At 37.5% G+C, this 24,169-nt stretch carries 23 protein-coding genes; 14 read left to right on the top strand and 9 right to left on the bottom strand.

The genetic code is table 11. The features are described from left to right. The first annotated feature begins 17 nt into the window (after positions 1-17). Positions 18-650 carry a LysE family translocator gene (locus GJU32_RS08045; RefSeq protein ID WP_155591443.1) on the top strand — a complete coding sequence of 211 codons (633 nt, stop codon included), beginning with the start codon at positions 18-20 and terminating at the stop codon, positions 648-650. Between the two features lie 29 nt (positions 651-679). Here GJU32_RS08045 and GJU32_RS08040 read toward each other — a convergent pair whose 3' ends face one another. Then, positions 680-1,729 (bottom strand): Cj0069 family protein, encoded by a 1,050-nt coding sequence (locus GJU32_RS08040; protein ID WP_155591442.1) that lies wholly within the window; start codon positions 1,727-1,729, stop codon positions 680-682. A 152-nt stretch (positions 1,730-1,881) separates the two neighbouring features. Beyond that, positions 1,882-2,808 (bottom strand): DMT family transporter, encoded by a 927-nt coding sequence (locus GJU32_RS08035; protein ID WP_155591441.1) that lies wholly within the window; start codon positions 2,806-2,808, stop codon positions 1,882-1,884. Between the two features lie 107 nt (positions 2,809-2,915). On the opposite strand from GJU32_RS08035, the gene GJU32_RS08030 reads away from it, so the two are divergent. Beyond that, on the top strand, positions 2,916-3,809 hold the full coding sequence (locus GJU32_RS08030; protein WP_155591440.1) for an AraC family transcriptional regulator: 894 nt from the start codon (positions 2,916-2,918) through the stop codon (positions 3,807-3,809). A gap of 98 nt (positions 3,810-3,907) precedes the next feature. Then, the gene (locus GJU32_RS08025; RefSeq protein WP_155591439.1) at positions 3,908-4,948 is read left to right on the top strand and encodes a beta-carotene 15,15'-monooxygenase; all 1,041 of its coding nucleotides are present in this window, start codon (positions 3,908-3,910) and stop codon (positions 4,946-4,948) included. Positions 4,949-5,013: 65 nt separating this feature from the next. Here the strand turns inward: GJU32_RS08025 and GJU32_RS08020 are convergent, their stop codons facing one another. Then, complete coding sequence (locus GJU32_RS08020; protein ID WP_155591438.1) at positions 5,014-5,478, bottom strand: hypothetical protein; 465 nt, start codon at positions 5,476-5,478, stop codon at positions 5,014-5,016. Positions 5,479-5,739: 261 nt separating this feature from the next. On the opposite strand from GJU32_RS08020, the gene bioD reads away from it, so the two are divergent. The 5 genes from bioD (at position 5,740) to GJU32_RS23570 (ending at position 9,852) form a co-directional block, all read left to right on the top strand. Beyond that, positions 5,740-6,444, top strand: a complete 705-nt coding sequence (gene bioD, locus GJU32_RS08015; protein WP_155591437.1) for a dethiobiotin synthase — start codon at positions 5,740-5,742, stop codon at positions 6,442-6,444. Continuing rightward, positions 6,425-7,801 (top strand): adenosylmethionine--8-amino-7-oxononanoate transaminase, encoded by a 1,377-nt coding sequence (bioA, locus tag GJU32_RS08010; protein ID WP_155591436.1) that lies wholly within the window; start codon positions 6,425-6,427, stop codon positions 7,799-7,801. Before bioD ends, bioA begins: the two co-directional genes overlap by 20 nt. Next, positions 7,794-8,387, top strand: coding sequence for a biotin transporter BioY (locus GJU32_RS08005; protein WP_155591435.1), 594 nt, complete (start codon positions 7,794-7,796; stop codon positions 8,385-8,387). Before bioA ends, GJU32_RS08005 begins: the two co-directional genes overlap by 8 nt. Further along, on the top strand, positions 8,384-9,379 hold the full coding sequence (gene bioB / locus GJU32_RS08000) for a biotin synthase BioB (RefSeq protein ID WP_155591434.1): 996 nt from the start codon (positions 8,384-8,386) through the stop codon (positions 9,377-9,379). The genes GJU32_RS08005 and bioB overlap by 4 nt, the downstream gene beginning before the upstream one ends. Positions 9,380-9,729: 350 nt before the next feature. Further along, positions 9,730-9,852 (top strand): hypothetical protein, encoded by a 123-nt coding sequence (locus GJU32_RS23570; protein ID WP_274381811.1) that lies wholly within the window; start codon positions 9,730-9,732, stop codon positions 9,850-9,852. 43 nt (positions 9,853-9,895) lie between these two features. Here the strand turns inward: GJU32_RS23570 and GJU32_RS07995 are convergent, their stop codons facing one another. Then, complete coding sequence (locus GJU32_RS07995; protein ID WP_155591433.1) at positions 9,896-10,483, bottom strand: LysE family transporter; 588 nt, start codon at positions 10,481-10,483, stop codon at positions 9,896-9,898. A gap of 113 nt (positions 10,484-10,596) precedes the next feature. Between GJU32_RS07995 and GJU32_RS07990 the strand changes: the two genes are divergently transcribed. Further along, entirely contained in the window at positions 10,597-11,151 is a 555-nt protein-coding gene (locus GJU32_RS07990) for a helix-turn-helix domain-containing protein (protein ID WP_155591432.1), read from the top strand. A gap of 45 nt (positions 11,152-11,196) precedes the next feature. Here GJU32_RS07990 and GJU32_RS07985 read toward each other — a convergent pair whose 3' ends face one another. Next, positions 11,197-12,360 (bottom strand): aminotransferase-like domain-containing protein, encoded by a 1,164-nt coding sequence (locus GJU32_RS07985; protein ID WP_155591431.1) that lies wholly within the window; start codon positions 12,358-12,360, stop codon positions 11,197-11,199. Positions 12,361-12,489: 129 nt separating this feature from the next. Here GJU32_RS07985 and GJU32_RS07980 point away from each other — a divergent pair, with 129 nt between their 5' ends. The 3 genes from GJU32_RS07980 to GJU32_RS07970 are packed head-to-tail and all read left to right on the top strand — an operon-like array spanning position 12,490 to position 15,951. Continuing rightward, positions 12,490-13,887, top strand: coding sequence for an aminotransferase-like domain-containing protein (locus GJU32_RS07980; protein ID WP_155591430.1), 1,398 nt, complete (start codon positions 12,490-12,492; stop codon positions 13,885-13,887). Positions 13,888-13,935: 48 nt separating this feature from the next. Next, positions 13,936-15,174, top strand: a complete 1,239-nt coding sequence (locus GJU32_RS07975; protein ID WP_155591429.1) for a DNA polymerase IV — start codon at positions 13,936-13,938, stop codon at positions 15,172-15,174. Between the two features lie 24 nt (positions 15,175-15,198). Next, a complete protein-coding gene (locus tag GJU32_RS07970; protein WP_155591428.1) occupies positions 15,199-15,951 on the top strand; it encodes an alpha/beta fold hydrolase in 753 nt (250 codons plus the stop codon). Positions 15,952-16,008: 57 nt separating this feature from the next. On the opposite strand, the gene GJU32_RS07965 is transcribed toward GJU32_RS07970, so the two are convergent. The 3 genes from GJU32_RS07965 to GJU32_RS07955 are packed head-to-tail and all read right to left on the bottom strand — an operon-like array spanning position 16,009 to position 18,525. Next, the gene (locus tag GJU32_RS07965) at positions 16,009-16,866 is read right to left on the bottom strand and encodes an SDR family oxidoreductase (protein ID WP_155591427.1); all 858 of its coding nucleotides are present in this window, start codon (positions 16,864-16,866) and stop codon (positions 16,009-16,011) included. Next, positions 16,863-17,891 (bottom strand): polysaccharide biosynthesis protein, encoded by a 1,029-nt coding sequence (locus tag GJU32_RS07960; RefSeq protein ID WP_155591913.1) that lies wholly within the window; start codon positions 17,889-17,891, stop codon positions 16,863-16,865. The genes GJU32_RS07965 and GJU32_RS07960 overlap by 4 nt, the downstream gene beginning before the upstream one ends. A 34-nt stretch (positions 17,892-17,925) precedes the next feature. After that, entirely contained in the window at positions 17,926-18,525 is a 600-nt protein-coding gene (locus GJU32_RS07955; protein ID WP_155591426.1) for a glycosyltransferase family 2 protein, read from the bottom strand. Between the two features lie 256 nt (positions 18,526-18,781). Here GJU32_RS07955 and GJU32_RS07950 point away from each other — a divergent pair, with 256 nt between their 5' ends. Together GJU32_RS07950 and GJU32_RS07945 are read left to right on the top strand one after the other, a co-directional pair. After that, positions 18,782-19,870, top strand: a complete 1,089-nt coding sequence (locus tag GJU32_RS07950; protein ID WP_155591425.1) for a glycosyltransferase family 4 protein — start codon at positions 18,782-18,784, stop codon at positions 19,868-19,870. Positions 19,871-19,988: 118 nt separating this feature from the next. Further along, positions 19,989-20,429, top strand: a complete 441-nt coding sequence (locus GJU32_RS07945; protein ID WP_155591424.1) for a GNAT family N-acetyltransferase — start codon at positions 19,989-19,991, stop codon at positions 20,427-20,429. A 96-nt stretch (positions 20,430-20,525) separates the two neighbouring features. On the opposite strand, the gene GJU32_RS07940 is transcribed toward GJU32_RS07945, so the two are convergent. Further along, positions 20,526-24,020 (bottom strand): S8 family serine peptidase, encoded by a 3,495-nt coding sequence (locus tag GJU32_RS07940; RefSeq protein WP_155591423.1) that lies wholly within the window; start codon positions 24,018-24,020, stop codon positions 20,526-20,528. Positions 24,021-24,169: the final 149 nt, after the last annotated feature.

Below are 24,169 nucleotides of genomic sequence, written 5' to 3'. Positions count from 1 at the left end.
ATGAAAGAAGTGTTTTTTTGAGTTTATATGTAGCGTATGTATTGGTAGGACTTGCCATTGCCATGCCTGTAGGAGCTATTACAGTAGAAATGACAAAGCAAGGACTCAAAAATGGTTTTATGCACGGCTGGGCTGTAGGGCTTGGAGGTATGACCATTGACATTGTATTGGTTTTTGCCTTGTATATGGGACTAGCCTCAATATTGGCTATGCCTTTGATTCAACTTCCAATGTGGATTATTGGAGCGGGCTTTTTATTCTTGTTAGGATATGATTCTATCAAGAATGCAGATCATGATATTACATTGGCAGGAGAAAAAGTAACCAAATCGTTTTTTGCCTCTTACTTTAATGGCTTATTGGTAGCTATTTCACCTGGTAATCTCGTTTTTTGGGTCAATGTATTTGGCGTGGTTTTAGCTAAATCTTATGGACAAGGGGAGCAAACAAACTTTTTAATCATTGCTGCTGGTGTTCTTAGTGGAATTTTACTCCACGATATCGGTTTACTAACCATTGTCTCGGTTACACGGAAAGCCATGAATCGTAAGATGATTAAAACATTTACGATTGTAGCAGGATTCTTATTAATCGGCTTTGCTTGTTATTTTATATATGAATTTATTCAAGGAATTAAGATTTATATATGAAAAGTGCGATCCCAAAGATCGCACTTTTTTTATGGAGCCATTGTCTCGGCACGCTTATGAATACATGCTAATATTTCTTCTGCTACTTTATGAGCGAGTGATAGTTCTGAAGTGAAGCCAACACAGGAACAATTCATTTCACCTAAAATATAGCAATCTTCTCCAGCTTCGTTTGTATCTAACATAAAATCAGCTGTCCAAATAAGAGGTAAGTCATAATTCCCTAATAAGTTTGTCACTTGAGGGAGTTGTGCTAAAAAATTTTGTACAAGCTCTTGCCAATCTTCAGGCTGGTCATAGCGATATTGGGCACCTGAGAATAGTGTTGCACTAAAAGCATCCTCTGTGTCAGCAGGTTTTTTATGTACTACGTGAACAGGGTGATCATGCAACATCAATAAGCGGATTTCGCCCTCAGTAATACGTGGAAGAAATCGCATATCGATCAACATGCCATTGACTCCGGTAATATACTGCTCACAAAATGTCATAAAGTCGCCCAACTGCCAATATTCCACATGATTATCTTTTGCTTCAGTACATTTAATTTGTGCATCAAGCGGTACTTCAATGACACCCTCAGCTAGCGGTTCCACCAATTTTACGCGCCAAATACCTTCACCAGTTGAACCACGGTTTTGCTTAAGAACACGTTCTGTCAAGGCTAAAGAGGTAGGAAATTGCGTTTTAAATGCTTCAATTGTGTAGTAAGCAAATGTATCATCAGGTACTAAATTTGTAGTTGTAAGCTTTGATAATACATCTTTAGAGCCATAGCTAATCATCGCATCTGGATGTGGCATCCCTATAATGCCAATTTGGCAAAGCTCTCGTAGCATTGAGAAATACTCTTCCTCATGCTGTAAGTTCCCAGGATTTATGCGGGATACATACGCTACACCATGCTCTTTCACATAGTCAAAAATTTGCTGTTTTTTTGTGACATCAAAAAAAAGAACCTCTGCATCTTGCCCGCGTTGCTTTAATGCGTCCACCATTGGCATCGTATCTGGGCGATAGCCGTCTGGCCCTTTATCGGTGCCACCTTCAACCTCGAAAATAATCACTTTTTTATCCATAATAATACCTCCTTTTGTCTGCTGTTATGTTCAGTATAGTAGACAAAGAAGGAAAAAAGATAGATGAAATATGTAAATTTTATGTATAAATTCATATATTACTATCTCTATTATAGGAGGTATTTACTATAATAATTTTGAATAATCTGATTTTAATGTGTTTCGGGCTGTTTTTTTTGAAATACTGTGAGATATAAAATCATCAAGAGAATCAGTAATGTCCCTAAAAACTGATAACCGCCAAAGGAAATTTGTAACCACCATACACTGGTGATTACCGCTGTTAATGGTTCTAAGCTGCCTAATAGACTTGATTCCTTTGGAGATAAATAATGCAAGCTTGCAATATAAAACCAAAAGGCAAGCATTGTACCGAAAATAATAATAAAAAGTAAGTAAGCAACGGTGCTGAATGTCCAAGTTGACATATTAATAGCCCATGGTTGATGGAACAAACTCATTACTAAGCCACCAATGATCATGGACCAGCCAACAACTAGTAATGAGTGAAACTGCTGCAACAGTGGAATAGCATATATCGTATAAAAGGCAACTGAAAGCCCTGATAATACGCCCCAAAAAACAGCCATAAAAGGAACTGACAATGTTGAAAATGATCCATTTGTTAGTAATAAAAAGGTTCCTACAAGTGTAAGTGTAACCGCTATACTATCCTGTTTTGTTAATGGATTTTGCTTTGTTAGAAAGTAATAAGCCATAATAAATAGTGGTGCTAAATACTGTAATAATGTGGCTACTGCTGAATTTCCAATTGCAATAGACATCATATAGGTATATTGGACAGCAAGCATGCCGAGTAAACTAAATAAAATTTGTCTGAAAGCGTATTGTTTTGTGCGCCACATGACGAAAATTGATTCATGACGATGCGTTATTTTGTAAAGACCTACTAGTAGTAGACCAGCCAAAAGCAGACGACTTGAAACAAGCCAGCCCACTTCTATATGGTCTTGCTGAAACAGCCTTTGAGCAACAGTACCACCAATCCCCCAAAAACTTGCCCCTAAAATGACAAGTAGTAAACCAAGGCTACGATTTTTTTTAATGATTTGATTCATCTATACACATCTCCTAAACTATCAATATAAGGTGATTATAAAGAGTTAGCATTCGAATAAATAGCGATTTATAATAGTAAAAATATCAATATATTGAGGTGATGATGATGCCGTTAACACATATAAAAATTGCGAAGGATTTACAAGAATTAACATTGCACGGTACAAAAGAATTTCCAGTAGCCTTGTATGAAACAACCATGCGTTTAGAAAGCATGGATTTCCTACCGCTCCATTGGCATAAGGAAATTCAATTCGTCTATGTGAAAAGTGGATGCGCACAATATCGAGTGGGGGCAGAAGTTTTTGTGCTAGAAGAGGGAGAGGGGCTCTATATCAATGCTTGGGGATTACATGAAGCTAAACCCTATCAAATAGAGCAGGCGATTATTTACTGTGTAAATGTGGACCCAATGTTGATTGGAGGGCATGAAGGCAGTATTTTTAATACAAAATATGTACAGCCCTATATTAGGAGTAATCGGCTGCCTTATGTAAAACTTTCAAAGGAATTATCGCAAAAAGTAGCAACTATTGCTAGTTTAATGCATGAGCAAGCCGTATTTTTTGAGCTAAAGGTATGGCAGGAGCTACTATTCATTTGGGAATCATTGCTTACACAATCCTTGCTAACAGAAGAAATAGTGGATTCCGCCATTTATGTGCAACAAGAACGAGCGAAGAATATGTTGGATTTTTTACAGGCACATTATCAGTACAAAATAACATTAGAAGATTTAGCTAGGCATGTTTATTTAAGCCGAGCTGAATGCAGTCGTTTTTTTAAGAAAGTAGTTGGCATATCACCATTTACTTATTTATTACAATATCGACTTCGTAAAAGCATAGAATTATTGCGGGATGACGAGAAATCCATCACTGCGATTGCTTCTTGCACAGGTTTCAGTACTGTCAGTTTCTATATTGAAAAATTTAAAGATTATACAGGCTATTCGCCACATGTTTATCGTAGGAAGTTCTTAAGTGTGAAAAAAAATTGAACTTGAATGGAAAAAGGGTCATCTTTTATGTTTGAAATATATACAAAATTCACCATTTGACATAAAGTTAAATTAACAGTACAAAGGGGGCATATGAAATGATGATTGTAAAAAGAAAGCAAAATATATGGCTAGCCTTTTTATTAGTGGTATTAGCTAGTAATTATACTCTCTATAATACAGGGGTTGGTTCCTCCATTTTACCACTAGAAACAAAAGGGGTCGTCATGGGTTCGTTGATCGATTTTGTTGTGGTCATGCCTGTACTGTTAATGCTTTATAAAGGGAAATTTTCGTTAAAGCAGGCCATACTATTAGCCGCATTTGGCTGTATTGCCGCTCGCTTTATTATTCCTATGGAGCACCTTCAGCCATATGTGGCAGTTACGTGGGCTGGTTTTGCGATTGAGGGAGCGGTTCTATTAGTAGAAATCTTCCTTGTGGCAACGCTTGTACGATACCTACCAAAGATTCTTGTGGATGTTCGTGGCAGTTCTTTGCCAGACTTATTTTCGTTTTCGAAAGCGGTGGATAAACATGTACCGAATCATCCTGTTGTTCAAATGATCTGTATGGATATGTTAGTACTTTATTATGGATTTGCCAGCTGGAAAAGACAAGAACGTCAAGGATTAACTTTGCATAAAAATTCGAGCTATATTGCTTTTCAACTCATGATTATTCATGGAATTGCTATTGAAACGATTGGCATACATTGGTTGCTACATGAAAAGTCACTGGTACTTTCCATCGTTTTGCTCATTTTTAATATCTATTCAGTCATCTTTTTTATAGCGGATATGCAGGCGATCCGATTAAATCCTGTTTACGTAACAGATGATACATTATACTTATCTCTCGGTTTAATGAAACGAACAGAAATCCGCTTCGATAAGATTGAAGCTTTGATAGAAGACAAAGAACAATTAGAAGGAAAATTATCGAAAGATACGATTGATTTTGTAGCACGTGATTTTGGTGAAGCCTATCCTCAATTCATTTTAAGAATGAAAGAGCCAGTGGAAGTAACTTTCATGTTGGGAATAAAAAAGCGCTATCATCAGGTAGCTATTAAAGCCGATCAAGTACAGGAATTTAGACAGATGCTTGAACATGGAATGGCAAAATATCTAGCATAAGAATAGATTAAATAAATAGCCAACGTTTTGATTTAAGGTTGATCAAAACGTTGGCTATTTTTCATTTAATCCAGATTTGCGATCGCATTTAGAATGTCATCGCGGATTGCCTCCCAAAATTGCTGTTGAACTGCGTCACAATACGTATATAGCTCTTTTTGCTGAACATGATCGTATAGAGCTGCGATGTCTTCTTGATGAAAGTATAATCGATGGTTTAATACCTCTCGTTCTTCTTCTATACAAAAAAGTTTATAGATATCGGCTAAACGTTCAAGCTTTGCTAATTTTTGTGTCATCACTTCGTATTGTGTTTGATGAAAGCGTCCAACTGCAGACGTCATCGAAATGTTTGCTCGATGTCCCGCCTGTAATGTGCGAAATTCCTCCTGACGAATAGCTACACGATACCAAAATTCATAACGCATAGGTAATTCTTTTAGTTCGTAGGAAAGTAAAGATTTTAAAATGAAATGCACTTGCTCATATGTATCGACAATCTTTTCTGATTCTTTAAAAATGCCAAACATACAACCACCCCCATATAGTGTAATACTACAAAATTGAATGAAAATCCTTTAAGTTTAGGAGCCATTTATAACCCTATTTTATTTTATGAAAAAGCAGTTTGATTTCGAATGTAATCAACTAATTTTTTATGAAATTATCACAAGATTCGCTATTTTTGAACGAGTTTCTGAAAAATTGGCAGATAAGCATTTACAAAACGAAATTAAATGTGTTAACTTTTAAGTTGTTATAAGTTAACTCAAAAGAGGGGGAGGTTAACGATGCAACATTTTTGGGTTGTAGGTACAGATACGGATGTTGGGAAAACGGTTGTCACCACATTGTTGATGTGTCATTTACAAAGACAGGGTTTGAACGTGACACCATACAAGCCTGTGCAAACAGGAGAGGTTTACGAAAATGGGTATGGTTATTATTACGATACAACCATGTATGAAAAGCATTCCTTACAAAAACTTACACAAGAGCACATCAATAGTTATTCATTTAAAGAAGCTGCATCACCACATTTTGCTGCTCAGCTGGAGGGGCAGCATATAAACGTAGAAACGCTATTACAGCGTATTCAATTATTACAAGAATCCTACGATGTCTTGATATGTGAGGGAGCCGGTGGACTTTTTGTACCTTTTGATGCTCGAAATGGCACGACATTACTTGATGTCATTGTCAGCAGTAAGCTGCCAGTAGTGCTTGTAACAAGGACTACTCTTGGAACAATCAATCACACATTGTTAACAATGGAGGCATTGAAGTCTCGCAAAATCGACGTTCTTGGCATTGTCTTTAATGGTGACAAGGGTAGCATGATGGAACAGGACAATATCCAAACGATTTTACAATACCATCCTGTACCATATGCAATTATCCCGCAGCTACAGGACTTTACACAGCTATTGAATCATTCTGTGACACACACAACATTGTTTGAAAGGCTTTTTCCATATGAATCAAGTATTAACTGACTTACAGGCAAGAGATTTACGGCATGTTTGGCATCCATGCTCACAGATGAAGGATTACGAAATGTTTCCACCTATCGTTATTAAAAAGGGGCAGGGTGTGTGGCTATATGACGAGCACGGTAAGCGTTATTTAGACGCTGTATCATCTTGGTGGGTCAATTTATTTGGACATGCTAATCCACGCATCAGTCAAGCCTTAAGTGAGCAAGCGTTTACATTAGAGCATACGATTTTTGCCAATTTTACACATGAGCCTGCCATAACAGTAGCTGAAAAATTAACAGCTTTAGCACCACAAGGGCTACAAAAAGTATTTTTTGCAGATAATGGATCATCTGCCATAGAAGTGGCATTGAAAATGAGCTTTCAATTTCATATGCAGACAGGCAAAACGGCAAAAAAGCGCTTTCTCGCTTTGACAGATGCTTATCATGGTGAAACCATTGGTGCTTTATCTGTGGGAGGGGTAGATCTTTACAATGAGGTATACCAACCTCTTTTATTAGATACTGTTCGTGCTAAAGGACCAGATTGCTTCCGGTGCCCATTTCACGAGGAGCCGTCAAGTTGCGATGCACCGTGCAGTCAATTTGTAGAAGAACAGCTCAAAGAACATCATGAGGAAATCACCGCTGTTATTATTGAACCGCTTATACAAGCAGCAGCAGGTATGAAAATGTATCCACCTATCTATTTAAAACGCTTACGAACTTTGTGTTCACAATACGCTGTCCATTTAATCGCAGATGAGATTGCTGTTGGTTTTGGTCGAACAGGTACTTTGTTTGCCTGTGAGCAGGCAGGCATTACCCCAGATTTTATGTGTTTATCAAAAGGATTAACAGGAGGGTATTTACCATTATCTGTTGTATTAACGACTGATCAAATCTATAACGCTTTTTATGATGATTATGGAACAATGAAGGCATTTTTACATTCTCATAGTTATTCAGGCAATACATTGGCATGTCGCGTTGCGCTTGAAGTACTGAAGATGTTTGAAGAAGAGCAAGTGCTTGACATGATTCAACACAAGGGACAACGCATGCGAGAGTTAGCGATGGCAGCTTTTCACGATGCACCATATGTGGGTGAATATCGACAAGTTGGTTTAGTGGGGGCTATTGAACTTGTTGTTAACCGAAAGACGAAAGAATCATTTGCGAGTGAGGAACGAATTGGTTATCAAATTTATCAACTTGCTTTAGCAAAAGGCTTATTAATACGACCACTCGGCAATATTTTATATTTTATGCCACCTTATATTATTTCTGAAGAGGAAATGTCTTTCATGATAGACACAACGAAAGAAACAATCGAACAATTTTTCCAGGAGAGGGGGGCTGAAATTGGGTAAGCAGCACAATACATTAGCCCTTGTCATGATTGCCATGTTTGCTGCTCTAACGGCGATTGGGGCGTTTATTAAAATCCCGTTACCTGTCGTACCGTTTACATTACAAATTGTTTTCGTTTTTTTAGCAGGATGTTTACTTGGTAGTCGGAATGGTTTTTATAGTCAGCTGGTCTATATTGGTGTGGGTTTAGTAGGATTACCTGTTTTTACACAGGGAGGCGGCATCACGTATGTGTTACAGCCAACATTTGGTTATCTTATTGGCTTTGCTCTAGCTGCATTTGTCATTGGGCTTATCATCGAAAGGATAGAGGCTCCAAAGAAAAAGCATTTTATTGGGGCAACAATCATAGGGCTTTTCATTATATATGCTGTGGCAGTTCCCTATTTATATGTAGCATTAAATTTCTGGCTAGACATGAAATCAAGCTGGTCACATATTTTCGTTGTCGGCTTTTTAAGCAGTATTGTCGCTGATTTTTGCTTAGCGATTACATCAGCTCTGTTAGCTGAGAAATTGTATAAAGTATTTAAGTCGGCAAGAACTGTGAAAATTTCACATATGGAAAGGGAGAATGTGATATGAATTATTACCAATTAGCGAATGAAGTAATTGCTGGCAAGGTCATCAGCAATGAGGAGGCACTTGCTATTTTACATAGTGAGGATGATGAATTATTACAGCTAATGGATGGCGCTTTTACGATACGCAGGCATTATTACGGTAAGAAAGTAAAGTTGAATATGATTATGAATGCCAAAAGTGGCTATTGCCCTGAGGATTGTGGCTATTGCTCCCAATCTTCTAAATCTACCGCTCCGATTGAAAAGTATCCTTTTATTACAAAAGAAGAAATTCTAGCTGGTGCTAAACGAGCGTTTGACAATAAAATTGGGACGTATTGTATTGTAGCAAGTGGTCGTGGGCCAACACGGAAAGATGTCAATGTGGTGAGCGAGGCAGTCACTGAAATTAAAGAAAAGTATGGTTTGAAGGTTTGTGCCTGTCTTGGCTTATTAAAAGAAGAACAGGCACAGCAATTAAAGGAAGCTGGTGTGGATCGTTACAATCATAATTTGAATACATCCGAGCGTCATCATTCCTTTATCACTACCTCTCATACTTATGAGGATCGTGTCAATACGGTAGAGATTGTGAAAAAACATGGCCTCTCACCTTGCTCTGGTGCCATTATCGGTATGAAGGAAACGCAAGAGGATGTTGTTAATATAGCGCGAGCCCTCCATCAATTAGACGCTGATTCCATTCCTGTGAACTTTTTAAATGCAATTGATGGTACAAAGTTGGAGGGAACAAAGGATTTAAATCCTCGCTACTGTTTAAAGGTTTTAGCGTTATTCCGTTACATCAACCCTACAAAGGAAATTCGCATTTCAGGTGGACGTGAAATTAATTTAGGCTCACTTCAGCCACTAGGTCTCTATGCGGCGAATAGTATTTTTGTAGGGGATTATTTAACAACTGCTGGTCAAGAGGCGAATAGTGATTATCGCATGTTGGAGGATTTAGGCTTTGAAATTGAATTAACACAAAAGCAAGAAGAAGTTTTTTGTTAAGCTTATGAATTGAAAATCTACTACTACAGCAAAACCGTACTTTTGTACGGTTTTTTGCTTGAGAAGGATAGATATAGAAAAACAAGCGGATAGCAATTGAAAAATGTCGGATAGACTTAATATAGTAGGCTGTTTCTATACCTATAAAATAAAGGTTTTCACAAATTGTTCAATGAAAGCGTTTTGAAATTGAACAGTTTGTGAAGACTTTCACATAAAACTTTCTTTTTTAAAAAAACAGCGTAAAATAAGAATCAAGTAAGTGAATGTTATAAAACAGTTGTCAAAAAGTATCACAAATTTTGGTGGTTATTATATTACAAAAATAAATGAAGAAGGGAGCTTTTTGTATGTGGGTTATTACAGTATTTGATAAGAAGGATATTCGAATTTTTGAGTATGCAAATAAAAATGAGGCAACACAAGCCTTGGCAAAATTTAAGAAAAATGCAGTTTTAACGTATACAAAATAAGTTTCTTTTTCCAGCAGCCCTCTGCCAACAGAGGGCTGCTTTTTTAATGAACGACTATCGAAAACGCGCTATAAACTAATAAAAGTGCCATGATGATGTTAAACAGTTGACGATATTGTTGTAGTACTTTTTGAAACACTGAACCACATAATGCCCAACTAAACGTACTTATTACCCCTACTAGAGCTAGAAATAAAGAGAAAAGTAAATAACTTATATAGGAAGAGTAGTAAGGAAGGATGTAAGTTGCGACAACAGTAATACCAAATAAAATACCTTTAGGATTGATAAATTGTACGATTGCTCCTACAAAAAATAAGTTCCTTTTTTCTTCCTCTTTGTCGCTGTCCTGTTGCTCTTTGCTTGTTAAAATTTTATACGCTAAGTACAACATATAGCCTACACCAAAAATGGTTAGGGGTAATTCAATGACAGGCAGAATGTTTAACATTACCATGTTAAAAAAGCTACTCAGACCAATAATCATAAAAAATCCAATCCCTACACCTATACAGAATGGAATGGTTTTCGCTAAGCCATATTGCTTGGCAAATACCATGGCCATAAAATTGTTAGGACCAGGGGTAAAGCTTGTAATCACAATAAAAACTAAAAAGGAAAATACGGGCAAGTCCAATCACCTCTTTCAAAGTGTGTGTTATAATGACCAAAAGGGACATTATAACGTCGTTCGTTTTATTATACATAATGTGCGTTATATTGTACATATAAGGTGGGATTAATATGGAGGAAATTCATCTGGTATTTGCTCGAAATCTAAAAGCAATTCGAGAAAAAGAAAAATTAAGCTTAGAGAAGGTTTCTCAGCTTAGTGGTGTGAGTAAAACGATGATTGGTCAAATCGAAAGAGGAGAGTCGAGTCCAACATTGACAACGATTTGGAAAATAGCCAATGGATTAAAGGTTTCGTTTTCAGAACTCATTCATGAACCGCAGCCAGAGACTGAGGTTATCTTTGGAGAGGATATTCAATTTTTGACAGAGGATCATGGCAAATATATTGTCTACCCTCATTTTCCTTTTCAGAAGGATCGTCGCTTTGAGATTTATAGGATTGAAATTGAGCAGGGTGGTACATTAAATGCTGAGGCACATAGGGAAGGGACAGAGGAATATTTAACTGTTTTTGATGGTGAGCTAATCATTCGTATACAGGATAGGGACTATCGACTATCCAGTGGTGATGCGATACGATTTAAGGCAGATCGTCCCCACACTTACATCAATCCATGTGATACGGTAACACGACTCAGCATGACTATTTACTATCCACGTTAAAAAACCGTATAAACGCTGTACAAAGCGTTTATATGGTTTCATTTTTTATAAAATACTTGCTAAACGTTTAATTCCCTCGCGGATCACTTCAGGTGTTGCATTTGTATAGTTGAGACGCATTGTATTAACGTTTGTTTTCGATGTGTAGAATGGATCACCAGGAACGAAGGCAACTTTTTGTTCCATTGCTTTTTGGAAAACATCAAGTGCTGATGTACCATCTTTCATCGTCGCCCATATAAACATGCCCCCGTCAGGTCGTGTATATTCTACATGTGAAGGGAAAAACTCTTGCATGGCATCGAGCATCGCTTCTGACTGATGTTTATATAAAGCGATAATTTTCTGTACATGCTCCGCATAATCATTACTTGCCAAATAATCGTAAATCACATATTGAGAGAAAATATTTGTATGAAGGTCAGATGCTTGCTTAGCCGTTTCGATATGCTGTAATAGCTCTTTATTTTTCGTAATAATAAAACCAAGGCGCATGCCTGGTGTGACCGTTTTAGAGAAAGAACCTAGTAAAATACTATTTTCTAATTTACCAGCGCCGATATATGGTAGCGGCTCACCTTGGAAACGCAGCTCTCCATATGGATCATCCTCAATTAAAGCAACATCATATTTCGCAACCATTTCGCAAATTTGCTCACGCTTTTCCTTAGAGTATGTGAGCCCTGTAGGATTTTGGAAATTTGGTACAGTATAAATGAATTTTACGTTTGGCTGTTGTAGGGCATGCTCTAATTCCTCTAGGTTAAGCCCATCGTTTTCAAGTGTAACCCCGTGGAAAGTAGGCTCTGTTAATGTAAAGGCTTGAATCGCCCCTAAGTAACCAGGCTCCTCGATGATAATGCCATCACCTTTATTGATTAAAACCTTCCCTATTAGTTCAAGAGCTTGCTGTGAACCTGTTGTAATAAAGACATCGTCGGCATGTACATCAAGTCCATGCATGCGCTGATACTTTGCGGCGATGTACTCACGTAGTGGTGCATAACCCTGTGTTGAAGAATACTGAAATAGACGGCTGCCGTTTTCCGTAATGGCATGGTCAACTGAAGCTCTTAACGCATCAATTGGGAAAGAAATTGGGTTTGGGAGCCCACCTGCAAAGGAAATAACATCCTCTGCATCTGTTACTTTCAAAATATTTCGAATAAATGAGGATGGAGTTTTTAAGATTCTTTCTGAATATTGCATAATTATCGGTCCTTTTTTTCTGATTTTTTAAAAATTATACCATTGTCATTGTTTGCATACAATATTATCATTGTATGCAAGACAATTAAACTATTGTATGCAAATTCATAGAAAGAAGGGGCTGAGTGAATGCCTATTAATTCATTTGACGAGTATCCAATGAGTTGGAAGCCAGATATCAGTACTATTTCGGCTCCATTGTATATAGCCATAGCGCATCAGCTAGAATTAGATATAAAAGATGGAAAGCTTCTACCCGGGACGAAACTTCCTCCACAGCGAGAATTAGCTGATTTTTTAGATGTGAATTTAAGCACAATTACAAGAGCCTTTAAGCTCTGTGGACAAAAGGGATTAATTTATGCCTCGATTGGCAGTGGCACATTTGTTTCAACAGATGCGGCCAGCAATAAAATGTTACTACCTGCTAACCATTCCACATCTATCATTGAAATGGGCTCTGTTTTACCAGACAACTTTGTCAATGAAGACATAACACGTTTTATGAAAAAGATGTTGAATGAACCTAGTTTTAGCAAGCTATTTCAATATGGACGATCTGAGTGTAATGCATGGCAAAATGAAGCCGTGATGAAGCTGTTCGAATTGGTGAACTTTCAAACTGATCAGCCAATTTTGCTCGGAGCTGGGGGACAAAATGCCATTGTGGGAACACTCGCAGCATTATTTCAGCCCGGGGATCGAATCGGTACAGATCCAATTACATATGCAGGCATTAAAACGGCAGCTAATATGCTAGGAATACAGCTTGTGGCTATTCAACAATGTCAGGGCGAAATGACTAGAGAAGGGTTATTGTATGCATGTAAAAATGAACATATCAAAGGACTATACGTCATTCCTGATTTTCATAATCCAACGACACATACGATGTCAGTAGAAACAAGGAAAATGATTGCAGAAGTAGCTAGACAGAAGGATTTAATTGTCATTGAGGATGCTATTTATAGTTTTCTCAAGGAACAGCCGCTCGCACCCATTGCTTCCTATGCACCAGATAAGGTAATTTATATCGCTAGCCTGTCAAAAACATTATCACCTGGGTTACGATTATCCTTCCTTGTAACACCACCAGGTCTTCGAAAAAAAATAATGGAAACTCTCTATAATATCAATATTTCAGTCTCTCCTATTATGCTGGAACTTGCAGCAAGATTGATTCATGAAGGAGTGGCACAAACGATAGTGGAAAAGCACCGAGCATATGCTAAGCAGCAAAATGCACTCGTACATCAGTATTTGGGGGATTATCACATTTTAGGGGATGAAGAATGTATTTTCAAATGGTTACGATTACCTGACAAATTTACGGGTGTTCAATTTGAATTACTTGCCTCAAAAGCCGGTGTACAGGTGTATGCAGCGGAACGTTTTGCTGTAGGAAATGCAAAGCCTGAGAATGCAGTTCGTTTAGCCATTACAGCGCCAGAATCACAGCTGGAGCAAGCCTTAATTATTTTAAAAGATATCCTCGAAAGTAATGGTGATTATACATTTGTTGACTAATGGTTATCAAGCGTATAATAAAGCTAAGATAGGAGAGAGGTGATGTATATGGCTCATAAAGGGCGCGTAATTTTTCATGTGGATATGAACAGTTTCTATGCTTCAGTGGAGCAGGCACATGACCCTAGCTTGAAGGGCAAGCCTATTGCAATCGCAGGCAACCCAAAGGAGCGGCGTGGCATATTAGTAACCTGTTCATATGAAGCAAGAGCGCTTGGCATATACACAACAATGACAGTCCATGAAGCGAAGCGCAAATGTCCTGAATTATTGTTATTGCCTCCAGATTTTCAAAAGTATCGACAAGCATCAAAAGACATGTTCACCATTCTTCGTAGCTATACACCTTTAGTCGAGCCCGTTTCGATTGATGAGGGCTATATGGATATAACAGAGCTTAGCAAGGAAAGACATGCGTTAAGTATTGCCCAGGAAATTCAAGAGCGCATTTTAACGGAGCTTGATTTACCTTGCTCCATCGGTATTGCACCGAATAAATTTTTAGCAAAAACAGCTTCTGACATGAAGAAACCTATGGGGATTACTGTATTACGAATACGTGATATCGAACAAAAGCTTTGGCACCTTGAAGTAGTCAACATGCATGGAATTGGAGCTAGTACGGCTAAAAAATTAAATGACCATGGCCTTTTTACGATTGGTGATTTGGCTAAAACGGAAGAATTTATGATGAAGCAAATTTTAGGAAAGAATGGTGTGCGCCTTCGAGCAAGAGCTAATGGGGTAGATCATCGAGTGGTTGATCCGGAGTCAATTTTTGATACAAAAAGCGTAGGGAATTCAACGACACTACCAGAAGATGTGACAGATGTTCGCACTCTGCATAAAACGATTGAAAGTCTATGTAAAAAAGTAGTAGAGCGACTCGATGCTAAACGGCTAGCAGGTTCCACTGTAAGCATTCAAATACGTGATGCTGACTGGCATAATCATACACGTTCAAAAACAATGTCCAATGTTCTTTATCGCTTTGAGGATATTTATGACATTGCTTGCGCTTTATTTGATAAGCATTGGGACGAGGCTCCTGTAAGATTACTAGGTGTTACGGTTTCCAATGTGGTGGATCGCAAGGATTACTCGCAACAACTTTCAATTTTTAATTTTCAAGAGCATATTAAAGATGAACCTATTCTCAAAATAGTCGATGAAATTGAGGGGCGTTTTGGGAAGGGGATTATAAAACGTGGTGTAGATTTAGGGAAACGTTCATCCTATCAATCACAAACAAGCTTTAGTAAAGATTTTTTAGACGACCATGACTGAAATAGCATGAAAGTGGGTGGGTATATGCATTATGAGGAGTATGGCGATGTCCATAATCATTTGATGATGTTTATTCATGGGGGTGGTGTTGGAGGATGGATGTGGGATCAACAAGTTCAGTATTTTTCCAACTATCACTGTGTTGTACCAGAACTAATGTCACAATCGCCTTTTTCCATTGAGCAATGTGCCAAAGAGCTCTTACTGCTCATTGAAAAAAAAGCCAATGGACAGCCTGTTATAGTTATTGGATTCTCATTAGGAGCACAAATTGCTGTTCAAATGCTAAGTATAAAACCATGGTTAATTGATTTTGCAATTATTAACAGTGCGCTTGTTATACCTTCTCCTACAATGGAAAGAATGCTTCAACCATTCATTCGGTTAACATTTCCGCTCATGAAAAATAAAACATTTGCTAAGCTTCAAGCTAAAGCTTTATATGTAAATGATGATTATTTTGAGCGCTATTATCATGATAGTTCTACGATGAAAGTAGATGCCTTGATTCAGATTTTACGAGAGAATATGACGTTTTCCATCCCCCATGATTTTCACAAAGCGCAAGGAAGAATATTAATTACAGTTGGAGACAAAGAAAAAAGTATTATGAAAAAGTCTGCAAAAGCACTTGTTCGAAGTCATTCAAATAGCAGCGGTGTGATATTGAATAACATTGGTCATGGTGTATCGTTAGCTGACCCTGCTTTTTTCAATCGTTTTGTAGAGAATTGGATTTCACAGGGTCAATTACCTGAGGGTATAGCGATTCAATAGAACAACTCCATTATGAAGAACTATTCTCATAATGGAGTGTACATGAACTGTGAGCAGTTAAGAATGAAAATAGTGAGGATATAAATCTTTATGCAGCAAAATCCACTCTTTCATTTCCAATATCATTTCTTCATAGCTAGGGACAACAAAGGAGAAGTCCTTTCTTGTATTTATTAATGTTTTGTTTACTTTAACAAGCTGATGAGGTAAAATCTCTATTTTATTATCGTTAAAATGTTGATTGCAAAACTGAAGAAGGTCGTATTTTGATATATTCGTAGCGTTAACGAGATGGTAGAGCCCTGTTAAACCTTCTAGGGTAGCCCGCTCAATGGCTTTTGCTAATGTGAGCGTTGTTACACCCGTCCAAAAAGCGCTAGTATAGCCGTGAATCGGGCTTTTTTGTTGCATGAACCAATTGAATAAACCGATACCATTCTTTTTCAGATCAGGGCCAATAATCGAATTCCTAAATGTTAAATGTTTGTTATTATCAATTTCTCCCAAACCTTTTGTGCGGTCATAAAAGGTTTCGCCATCCCGTACACTTGTTTCATAGTAAGGTGCATTTTTTCCTGAAAATACGCAGTCTGTACTTAGATGAATGAGCTTTGTCTGTCGATTATCTAAGAGAGAGACAATAGCGTGCGGTAAATAACTATTTAAAAAAACACTTGGTTCAGGATGAGACTCGCAGTCCTTGTTTAAAACACCAATGCAATTAATGACGGCATCAAAATCATTGTCATGTAGAAGCGACCTTAGAAAATGAATAGCAGTAATATCTCCAATTATATTTTTTCCATAAGGGAAAGTGGTTCTAGTGTAGGTTGTTACATCATGCCCTTGTTCACATAAATAGATCGCAATGGTATGACCTGCCATACCAGTAGCACCGAGCACTAAAAATTTCATGGTTTTCCTCCAGTCCAATGGAGGAGCTCTTCTTGAATAAGAGGTAATTTTAATAATTTATCTTTGATGTCAGCCACGCTTAACATTCGTGTATTATTGGAGTTATATTCATCCGTTAATGTAATTTTAGGAGAGCCCTCATCAAGGTATTTTCCATAATTTAAATCCCGATTATCAGCTGGGATTCGATAAAAATTACCTAAATCAACTGCTTTAGCCGCCTCTTCCTTTGTACATAATACTTCATACATTTTTTCTCCATGCCTTGTTCCAATAATTTGAATCGTATTGTTCGCCTGAAAAATCTCAAGTAATGCTTGTGCTAAATCCTCAATTGTAGCAGCGGGTGATTTTTGCACCATAATATCTCCGTTTTGTGCATAGGAAAAAGCGTATAATACCAATTCAACTGCCTCATCAAGGCTCATCATAAAACGGGTCATTTTAGGATCTGTAATAGTTAAAGGTTTACCCGCTTTTATTTGTTCAATGAATAAAGGAATGACCGAGCCTCTAGAAGCCATGACGTTGCCGTATCTTGTGCCACAAATTAACGTTTGATTAGGCTCAACCATTCGGGATTTAGCTATAAACGTTTTTTCCATCATCGCTTTTGATATACCCATTGCATTGACAGGATAGGCGGCTTTATCTGTCGAGAGACATATAATTTTTTTTACGCCAGCTTGAATGGCAGCAGTTAAGACGTGATCTGTTCCTAAAATGTTTGTTTTGACAGCTTCTAACGGGAAAAATTCGCAGGAAGGAACTTGCTTGAGAGCGGCAGCATGAAACACATAGTCAACGTTATACATAGCCTGGTGGATACTTTGAAGATCACGGACATCACCGACATAAAATTTTATTTTCGGATGCTGATAGAGCTTTCGCATATCATCTTGCTTTTTCTCATCCCGTGAAAAAATACGAATTTCCTTAATACCCGTATCGAGAAATCGCCTTAATACCGCATTGCCAAACGATCCAGTGCCACCAGTAATCAGTAAAATTTTATTTTTAAACATTGTATGTTCTGCATGTTTAGATAGATTCATGATGTTATTTCAATCCTCTTTCATGTAAATCGCATTCAGAATTTTCTCTTGGATAGTTGTACCAGTAAGCAAATTCATTTGTATATTTACTAGTTGGATTTTTATCCATGAGGGCACAATTAAAATCCCAATCCCCAGCAATATCTTTCCGAATTGTAAACTTAGCATCCCCGATAAGACTTCTCCGAATGATTTTAAATTGACCAGGTAATGTGTAGCGGTTGGATTCATCTTTAATAAATCCATATCCATTTTTTATAATCATGTTGTAGTAATAGATATCAAACTCACCATCCACTTGTGCTAGCACATTGCGAATAGCAGGCAAATAATGGTCATCACTATCGATAATTGCTATATAATTGCCTGTTGCCTCTGCGATACAGCGATTGTAAGCGACGCTTGCACCAAGGTTCGTTGGATGGATGATAATTTTTAAAGCTGCACAGTTTTTTTGATAGTCCTGTAAAATGGCTAATGTATTGTCTGTGGAACCATCATCCACAACGATTATTTCATAGGCATATTCTTTAGGAATACTGTCAAGCATCGTTACGATCCATTCTTCGCTATTAAACGCAGGTGATAAAAAACTTATCTTCATTTTATCCCTCCATTCTTTATTAGTTAGTAGAGTCCTTCTATTTTACTGAGCAGATTCTTTAATACAATATGCGTGGACATAGTGCTATTGTAGGCAATTGCTTGTTTTAGGAATTTTTGAGAGAGTAGGTATAAACGGTAACGCTCATTTTTACTAGAGAAATGTCGATATAGGGACAAATATTTACTAAGTTATGCACGTTTGGCAGGCGAGGTCATAAACTAGCTAGAGTGCTTTTTTTAGAAAGAGGGATATTATGTCAAAAAGGATAGCATTTATTTGTAGCGTGGAATCCTATAAACTTTCCGATGCACATATTTTCAAAGATTTATGTCTTGTGCCTATTTTACTAGGGGACTATTTAGGTTATGAAGTGAATATAGTGACGACAGAGATAAATGAAAACCTCCTTCAACAATCTTTTCCTGGGGTAAAATTTGAGCGGGTACCATTTGGAATTGATTATGTAGCGAATATGAACGCCTATTTAGTTAAACATGCAAAGGACATCGATATTGTTTTTGCTATAGGGCCGTATCCATCCTATTTATCCATTCTCCAAACCTATAAGCAATATAATCCTCATGGAAAGATATATATGAAGCTCGACGTTAATCGATTTTGGTTAAATCGACTAAAAAACGATCCGTACTTTTTAGAGTTACTGAAACAATGTGATCTCCTAACTTCTGAATGTGCATCTATTCAATTAGCAATTCGAGAGTTTTCGCAATTGGATATCAAATATATACCAAATGGCTTTTATGAGCATTTTCACACAGAGCCTGTACAGTATCATGAGAAGGAAAATAGAATTCTTACAGTGGGACGCTTAGATGCTCCAGAAAAGCAAACCATACTTACAGTCAAAGCATTTATGGCAGCTCAACTCCCAGACTGGGAACTTCGTCTAGTAGGACCAATGTCTGAATCATTTCAGCAGGAGCTTCAGCTGTTACTGAACGGCCATCCATATTCTGCTCAAGTAACAATCGTAGGACCAATCTATGATAAGGTGCAGTTGGAGGAGGAATATCGGAAAGCTAAAATTTTCTGTTTAACCTCCTTAGTCGAATGCTATGCACACGTTTTTGCAGAAGCTGCTAAAAATGGCTGCTATATTGTGACAACCGATGTGGATGGCGCTGACGATATTACCCAGCAACAACGTTTTGGAACTATTCATCCAACGCATGATTGGGAGAGTATCGGTCGGACGTTACAGCAAGTCACTAAGCAGGAAACTTTGCTTGCAGATACTTGTGTACAGCTTCAAGCGCTTGCGAGACAGGAATTAAACTGGCAGCAGATTGTAAAGAAGGTGGCTGAATATTTGGCTGAATAAGAGTGGGTATTTTCTTGGTTTTAAGGAGTATTCTTTTCTTTATACCATTATTTCCTATATAATAAAAACTAGAGTCATAATGTTAGACAATCATGGGTAGACACAAGGGGAGACAAGAATGGAAATAATGCACGCAACAATGAATGAACTAGAAGACGTATCAAAACTATTTGATGAATATCGTCAATTTTATGGGATTGAGTCAGATGTAAGCAGCGCAAAGGCATTTTTACAACTACGATTAGCCTTGAAAGAGTCCGTCATTTTTATATCGGTGGAAGAGGGTAAGACAGTTGGATTTACACAATTATATCCAACATTTTCTTCCATAGCCTTACAACGTGCCTATATTTTAAATGATATTTATGTTACAGAAGATGCAAGAGGCCTAGGGGTGGGCAAGGCATTGATGGAAAAGGTATTTCAATACTGTGAACAACAAGGTGCTCGCTATGTAACGCTGCAAACGGCAGCTGACAATGTGAATGCTCGTAAACTTTATGAAAAGCTGCATATGAAGCAAGATGAATACTGTAATTATGTGAAATATTTTACGTAAGTGGAACTTGCTAGCATCTCGTCTTAGATGAAGATGCTTTTTTTATGCAATAACAATCCCCTAGATCGTTCATCATCTAGGGGATTGTTTTTTTACTTATTTAATTTCAAGCGTATAAGGTTGAGTACTCGCTTTGCCATAATACTCACTTACTTCAATATAGTATTTACCTGCATCTAGTTCAACTGTACCAACTTCATTATCTCCAGCTCCATAAAGATCTAAAGTTTTGACGGTTTTTCCGTTTGCATCCATCACTCGGATCACGCCATCTAGCGCCTTCTCTGTTTGAAGTGAGAAGATGACTTCACGCTTTTGGTCAATGTTAAATTCAAAATAGTCTTTATCGCCAAATGGAATACCGCCATTTAAATATTGAGTTGCGCTCCATTTATCGTCTTTTTTTGTAAGGGTAGATGGTTTCGTTGGAACACCATTCACTAGTTTGGAATCGACATCTTCGTCTGTACGTTTATGATCGAACATTGTTAACGTATACGGTTGTACGGATACTTGACCAAGGCCCATGCTGTTAACAAGGATAAAATAACCACGATCTTTTTTTGCCTTAAAGGATGTATTTACGTCTGTTGTTCCATTCATTCCAAGTAATAATTCAAGAATATTATCGCTTAGTCCAAATGGAATTTCTGTTTCCATTTCTTTTGGATCAATTTTCTTATTGCCGTTTGTATCTTCGATAATCGAGCCAGCAAATTTCAAGTCTTTTTGTAGCTCTTTTGGTAGTTGAGCTAATTGTTCATTTGTAAACGGAGTAGAAGAAAGAAGCAGGCTCATCACTTCATCATTGCCTTCTTGCTTATAGTAGTAATAATCTACATCATCTTGATAAATAAGATGGTCTTTATAAGTAGTACCTGGTTGAATTTTTAGCGCTTTTGCTTCCTCATGATTGTCTGGATTGTAATCTGCTGGAATGTCACCGATTTTTTTTGTTTTCAACGTATAAGGTTCAGCAGATCGTTCACCAGCATTGACAACAGCAACCACATAGGTTTTGTCTTTTTTTAATGGAATGACCTTTGCTTCGTTTTCATTACCAGCTGATCCAAGCAGTAGTGCGAGGATTCCGAGATCATTTGTTAAGGTAGAAATAGGAATTAATTCTTTTGCTGCCTCATCATATTCAAAAATGGTACCAGCAGGCATTTGGTTTTTACCTTTGATAAAGTCGAAACTATAAAGGGCATCTTCTTTGGATTTAAACAAGAAGTAATCCTCATCATATTCTGTTTGGAAGTAGGCTTTTTGATCTTTACCAATTTCAAAACGGATAGCCTGCTTAATAATTGGATCAATGTTTTCTAAGTTGCCCGACGCCATAGGATTCATTAACATACTCATCAAGCCATCAATTTCATTGCGTTTTTTTGTTTTATTTGGTGTAATCGGTAATTGTTCCTCTGAGAAACTTTCTTCTAGCATAGCTTCATCTAATGGTAGTCCATCTTCATCTGATGGAAGGGTAACCACTTCACCTTTTAATGTATAAGGAATCATAGATTCACTGACCGTTTCCTCTTTTTCAATGCCACCACTAAAGAACATCTCCATTGAAAATTCACTATTGCTCTCATTGGATACACTTAAAACATACTCTTGATCTGGAACAGCATCGATGATCATGCTGACTGCTTCACCTTTCGCTGTACCATAGGCGGTTTGCATTGGATAGGCTTCATCTTCTTCAGCATTTTCAGCTTGATCGACTTCTTCTGGTGGTACAGGATTAAAGTCATCCTTTAAATAAAGCTCCATAGAGGCAGTGACACCTGGAATACCAGATAGATCAAATTTTAATGTCGTAGGCTTTTTAACTGAAAACGTAAAATAATCTTGATCTTGTTGTTGATCTTTTGACAAAAGGGTATAGTTTTTGTCTGCTGTACTATATGGGAACTTTTTGATTGACTCCATAGCAGACTTATCTAATGTATCAAGTGGCAAGTCCTTCGTTGTTTGTGCTGTAAAGATATAAGTAGATTTGCCTTTTAAGCTATAACTACCATTATGATCTTTGACACCAATTAAAAGCGTACCTTTTTGATCTGCTTTAAATAGATAACCTTCTTTTTTTCCTACGCGAACATCATTGACATTGATTGGCTCTACTTCACCATTATGGTTGTTTGGGTAGAAATATAAATCAAAGGCATAATCGTATTTATCTGCGCCTTTTAATGTAAGCTGGGCATATTCATTCGCGTCTAAATCGACTTTGTACCATTTCTTCTCATCTTGCTGCTCAAAAACACCTTGTTCCGTATTCAATTTATTTTTAGCTAGAACTTTAGCGTTTTGGATGCGTTCTTCTTTTGTCTCTGAATAATGTTTAGGCAGTTTATTTAAATCGAACTGTAAAGCTTTGACAGGATCGACTAGTCCATGACCATAAGTAAGATCATAGCCTTTTTCGCCCAAATCTTGTGCCGTCATTTCCAAAATCGCTTCTATTTCATGCGGTTTTAAGGTCGGATATTTTGATTTAAGAAGGGAGGCGATACCTGCTACTACAGGGGATGCCATGGATGTGCCACTAAATTTGACAAAGGATGATCCTTTTTTCTCATCATGTACGGTACTATAAATTTCTTCACCTGGTGCTACAATATCAACAGACGGTCCGTAATTTGAATAGCTTGATAGTTTGTTGCGATCATTCGTTGAACCAACACTAATGACACCTTCGAAAGAAGCGGGGAAGGAGTATTCATCTGTCGATTCATTTCCTGCAGCTGCCACAATCGGTATCCCGCTATCAATGGCTTTCTGAACAGCTTCCTTCATCAACGGAGATTCACCATAGCCTCCAAGACTCATATTAATGACGTCAGCACCTTGCTCAATAGCGTATAAAATCCCCTGTGCAATGATGAAATCATTAGCGCCTTCTTTCCCGTTGAATACATCAATAGGCAGAATCTTTGCTTTCGGATTAACACCATGTCCACCTATACCATTATCTTTTGCTGCACCGATAATACCTGCCACATGTGTTCCATGATCGCCTGGATAAGTAGTATTAGCGGGTGCTGCTGCATTATAGGGTGGGAGTATTTGAGATTTTAGATCGGGGTGTTTAAAATCTACACCAGAATCGATAACAGCAACTGTTACATCATGATCACCAGCTAATTCTAGTGCCTTATCCATTTGCAGTAGGTTTAAATGATACATCTCTTGTTTCTTTGGATCTACTTCTTTATTAAAAGAATGATACATATAGCTAGGAGATACACTCGTAATCCCGCTTTGCTTTAAATAATAAGAAACTGCTTTTTCTATTGTTACTCCTTTATTAAGTTGCACCACATCGTAACCTAATGAAGGGATGGATCGGATGACTTTGGAGCCAATTTTTTTATGTACATTGTTATCAAGACCTGAATGCTTGATAATAATTGTATCCTTACTCATCCATTTTTCTTCATTCTTCTCTGATTGTTTAGAACTGTTCGCCAGCACGTTCTTTGCTTTATGCTGAGGCGCCTCAGCAAAGGCAGAAGCAGCAGGAACCATTAGTGCAGCGGATGCTACAATAGCGACTGATTTTTTAAACCAACTTTTCAATTGTTATCTCTCCTTGGTGTTCTATATTTCTCGACTATACTAATACGGATTAATAATAGAAAAGTTTCGTAAATGAGGAAAAATTTTCTCCTATTTTTGAACTCTTAGTTTGGCATAAAGAAAAAACGAGCAGTAAGCATGGCGATTCA

The sequence above is a fragment of the Lysinibacillus cavernae genome, assembly GCF_009724685.1.
Lineage (GTDB): Bacteria > Bacillota > Bacilli > Bacillales_A > Planococcaceae > Lysinibacillus > Lysinibacillus cavernae.
Note: the sequence above shows the minus strand (reverse complement) of the source record. Positions and strands in the feature narration are given on the sequence as shown.

Bases quoted from the DNA above. Each gene is read 5' to 3' on its own strand.
- GJU32_RS07955 (WP_155591426.1), bottom strand. From the start codon at position 18,525: ATGAAGATAAGTTTTTTATCACCTGCGTTTAATAGCGAAGAATGGATC.
- bioB (WP_155591434.1), top strand. From the start codon at position 8,384: ATGAATTATTACCAATTAGCGAATGAAGTAATTGCTGGCAAGGTCATC.
- bioA (WP_155591436.1), top strand. From the start codon at position 6,425: ATGAATCAAGTATTAACTGACTTACAGGCAAGAGATTTACGGCATGTT.
- GJU32_RS07985 (WP_155591431.1), bottom strand. From the start codon at position 12,360: ATGCAATATTCAGAAAGAATCTTAAAAACTCCATCCTCATTTATTCGA.
- GJU32_RS07980 (WP_155591430.1), top strand. From the start codon at position 12,490: ATGCCTATTAATTCATTTGACGAGTATCCAATGAGTTGGAAGCCAGAT.
- GJU32_RS08040 (WP_155591442.1), bottom strand. From the start codon at position 1,729: ATGGATAAAAAAGTGATTATTTTCGAGGTTGAAGGTGGCACCGATAAA.
- GJU32_RS08035 (WP_155591441.1), bottom strand. From the start codon at position 2,808: ATGAATCAAATCATTAAAAAAAATCGTAGCCTTGGTTTACTACTTGTC.
- bioD (WP_155591437.1), top strand. From the start codon at position 5,740: ATGCAACATTTTTGGGTTGTAGGTACAGATACGGATGTTGGGAAAACG.
- GJU32_RS07960 (WP_155591913.1), bottom strand. From the start codon at position 17,891: ATGTTTAAAAATAAAATTTTACTGATTACTGGTGGCACTGGATCGTTT.
- GJU32_RS08030 (WP_155591440.1), top strand. From the start codon at position 2,916: ATGCCGTTAACACATATAAAAATTGCGAAGGATTTACAAGAATTAACA.
- GJU32_RS07970 (WP_155591428.1), top strand. From the start codon at position 15,199: ATGCATTATGAGGAGTATGGCGATGTCCATAATCATTTGATGATGTTT.
- GJU32_RS08025 (WP_155591439.1), top strand. From the start codon at position 3,908: ATGATGATTGTAAAAAGAAAGCAAAATATATGGCTAGCCTTTTTATTA.
- GJU32_RS07975 (WP_155591429.1), top strand. From the start codon at position 13,936: ATGGCTCATAAAGGGCGCGTAATTTTTCATGTGGATATGAACAGTTTC.
- GJU32_RS07965 (WP_155591427.1), bottom strand. From the start codon at position 16,866: ATGAAATTTTTAGTGCTCGGTGCTACTGGTATGGCAGGTCATACCATT.
- GJU32_RS07990 (WP_155591432.1), top strand. From the start codon at position 10,597: ATGGAGGAAATTCATCTGGTATTTGCTCGAAATCTAAAAGCAATTCGA.
- GJU32_RS08020 (WP_155591438.1), bottom strand. From the start codon at position 5,478: ATGTTTGGCATTTTTAAAGAATCAGAAAAGATTGTCGATACATATGAG.
- GJU32_RS07950 (WP_155591425.1), top strand. From the start codon at position 18,782: ATGTCAAAAAGGATAGCATTTATTTGTAGCGTGGAATCCTATAAACTT.
- GJU32_RS07945 (WP_155591424.1), top strand. From the start codon at position 19,989: ATGGAAATAATGCACGCAACAATGAATGAACTAGAAGACGTATCAAAA.
- GJU32_RS23570 (WP_274381811.1), top strand. From the start codon at position 9,730: ATGTGGGTTATTACAGTATTTGATAAGAAGGATATTCGAATTTTTGAG.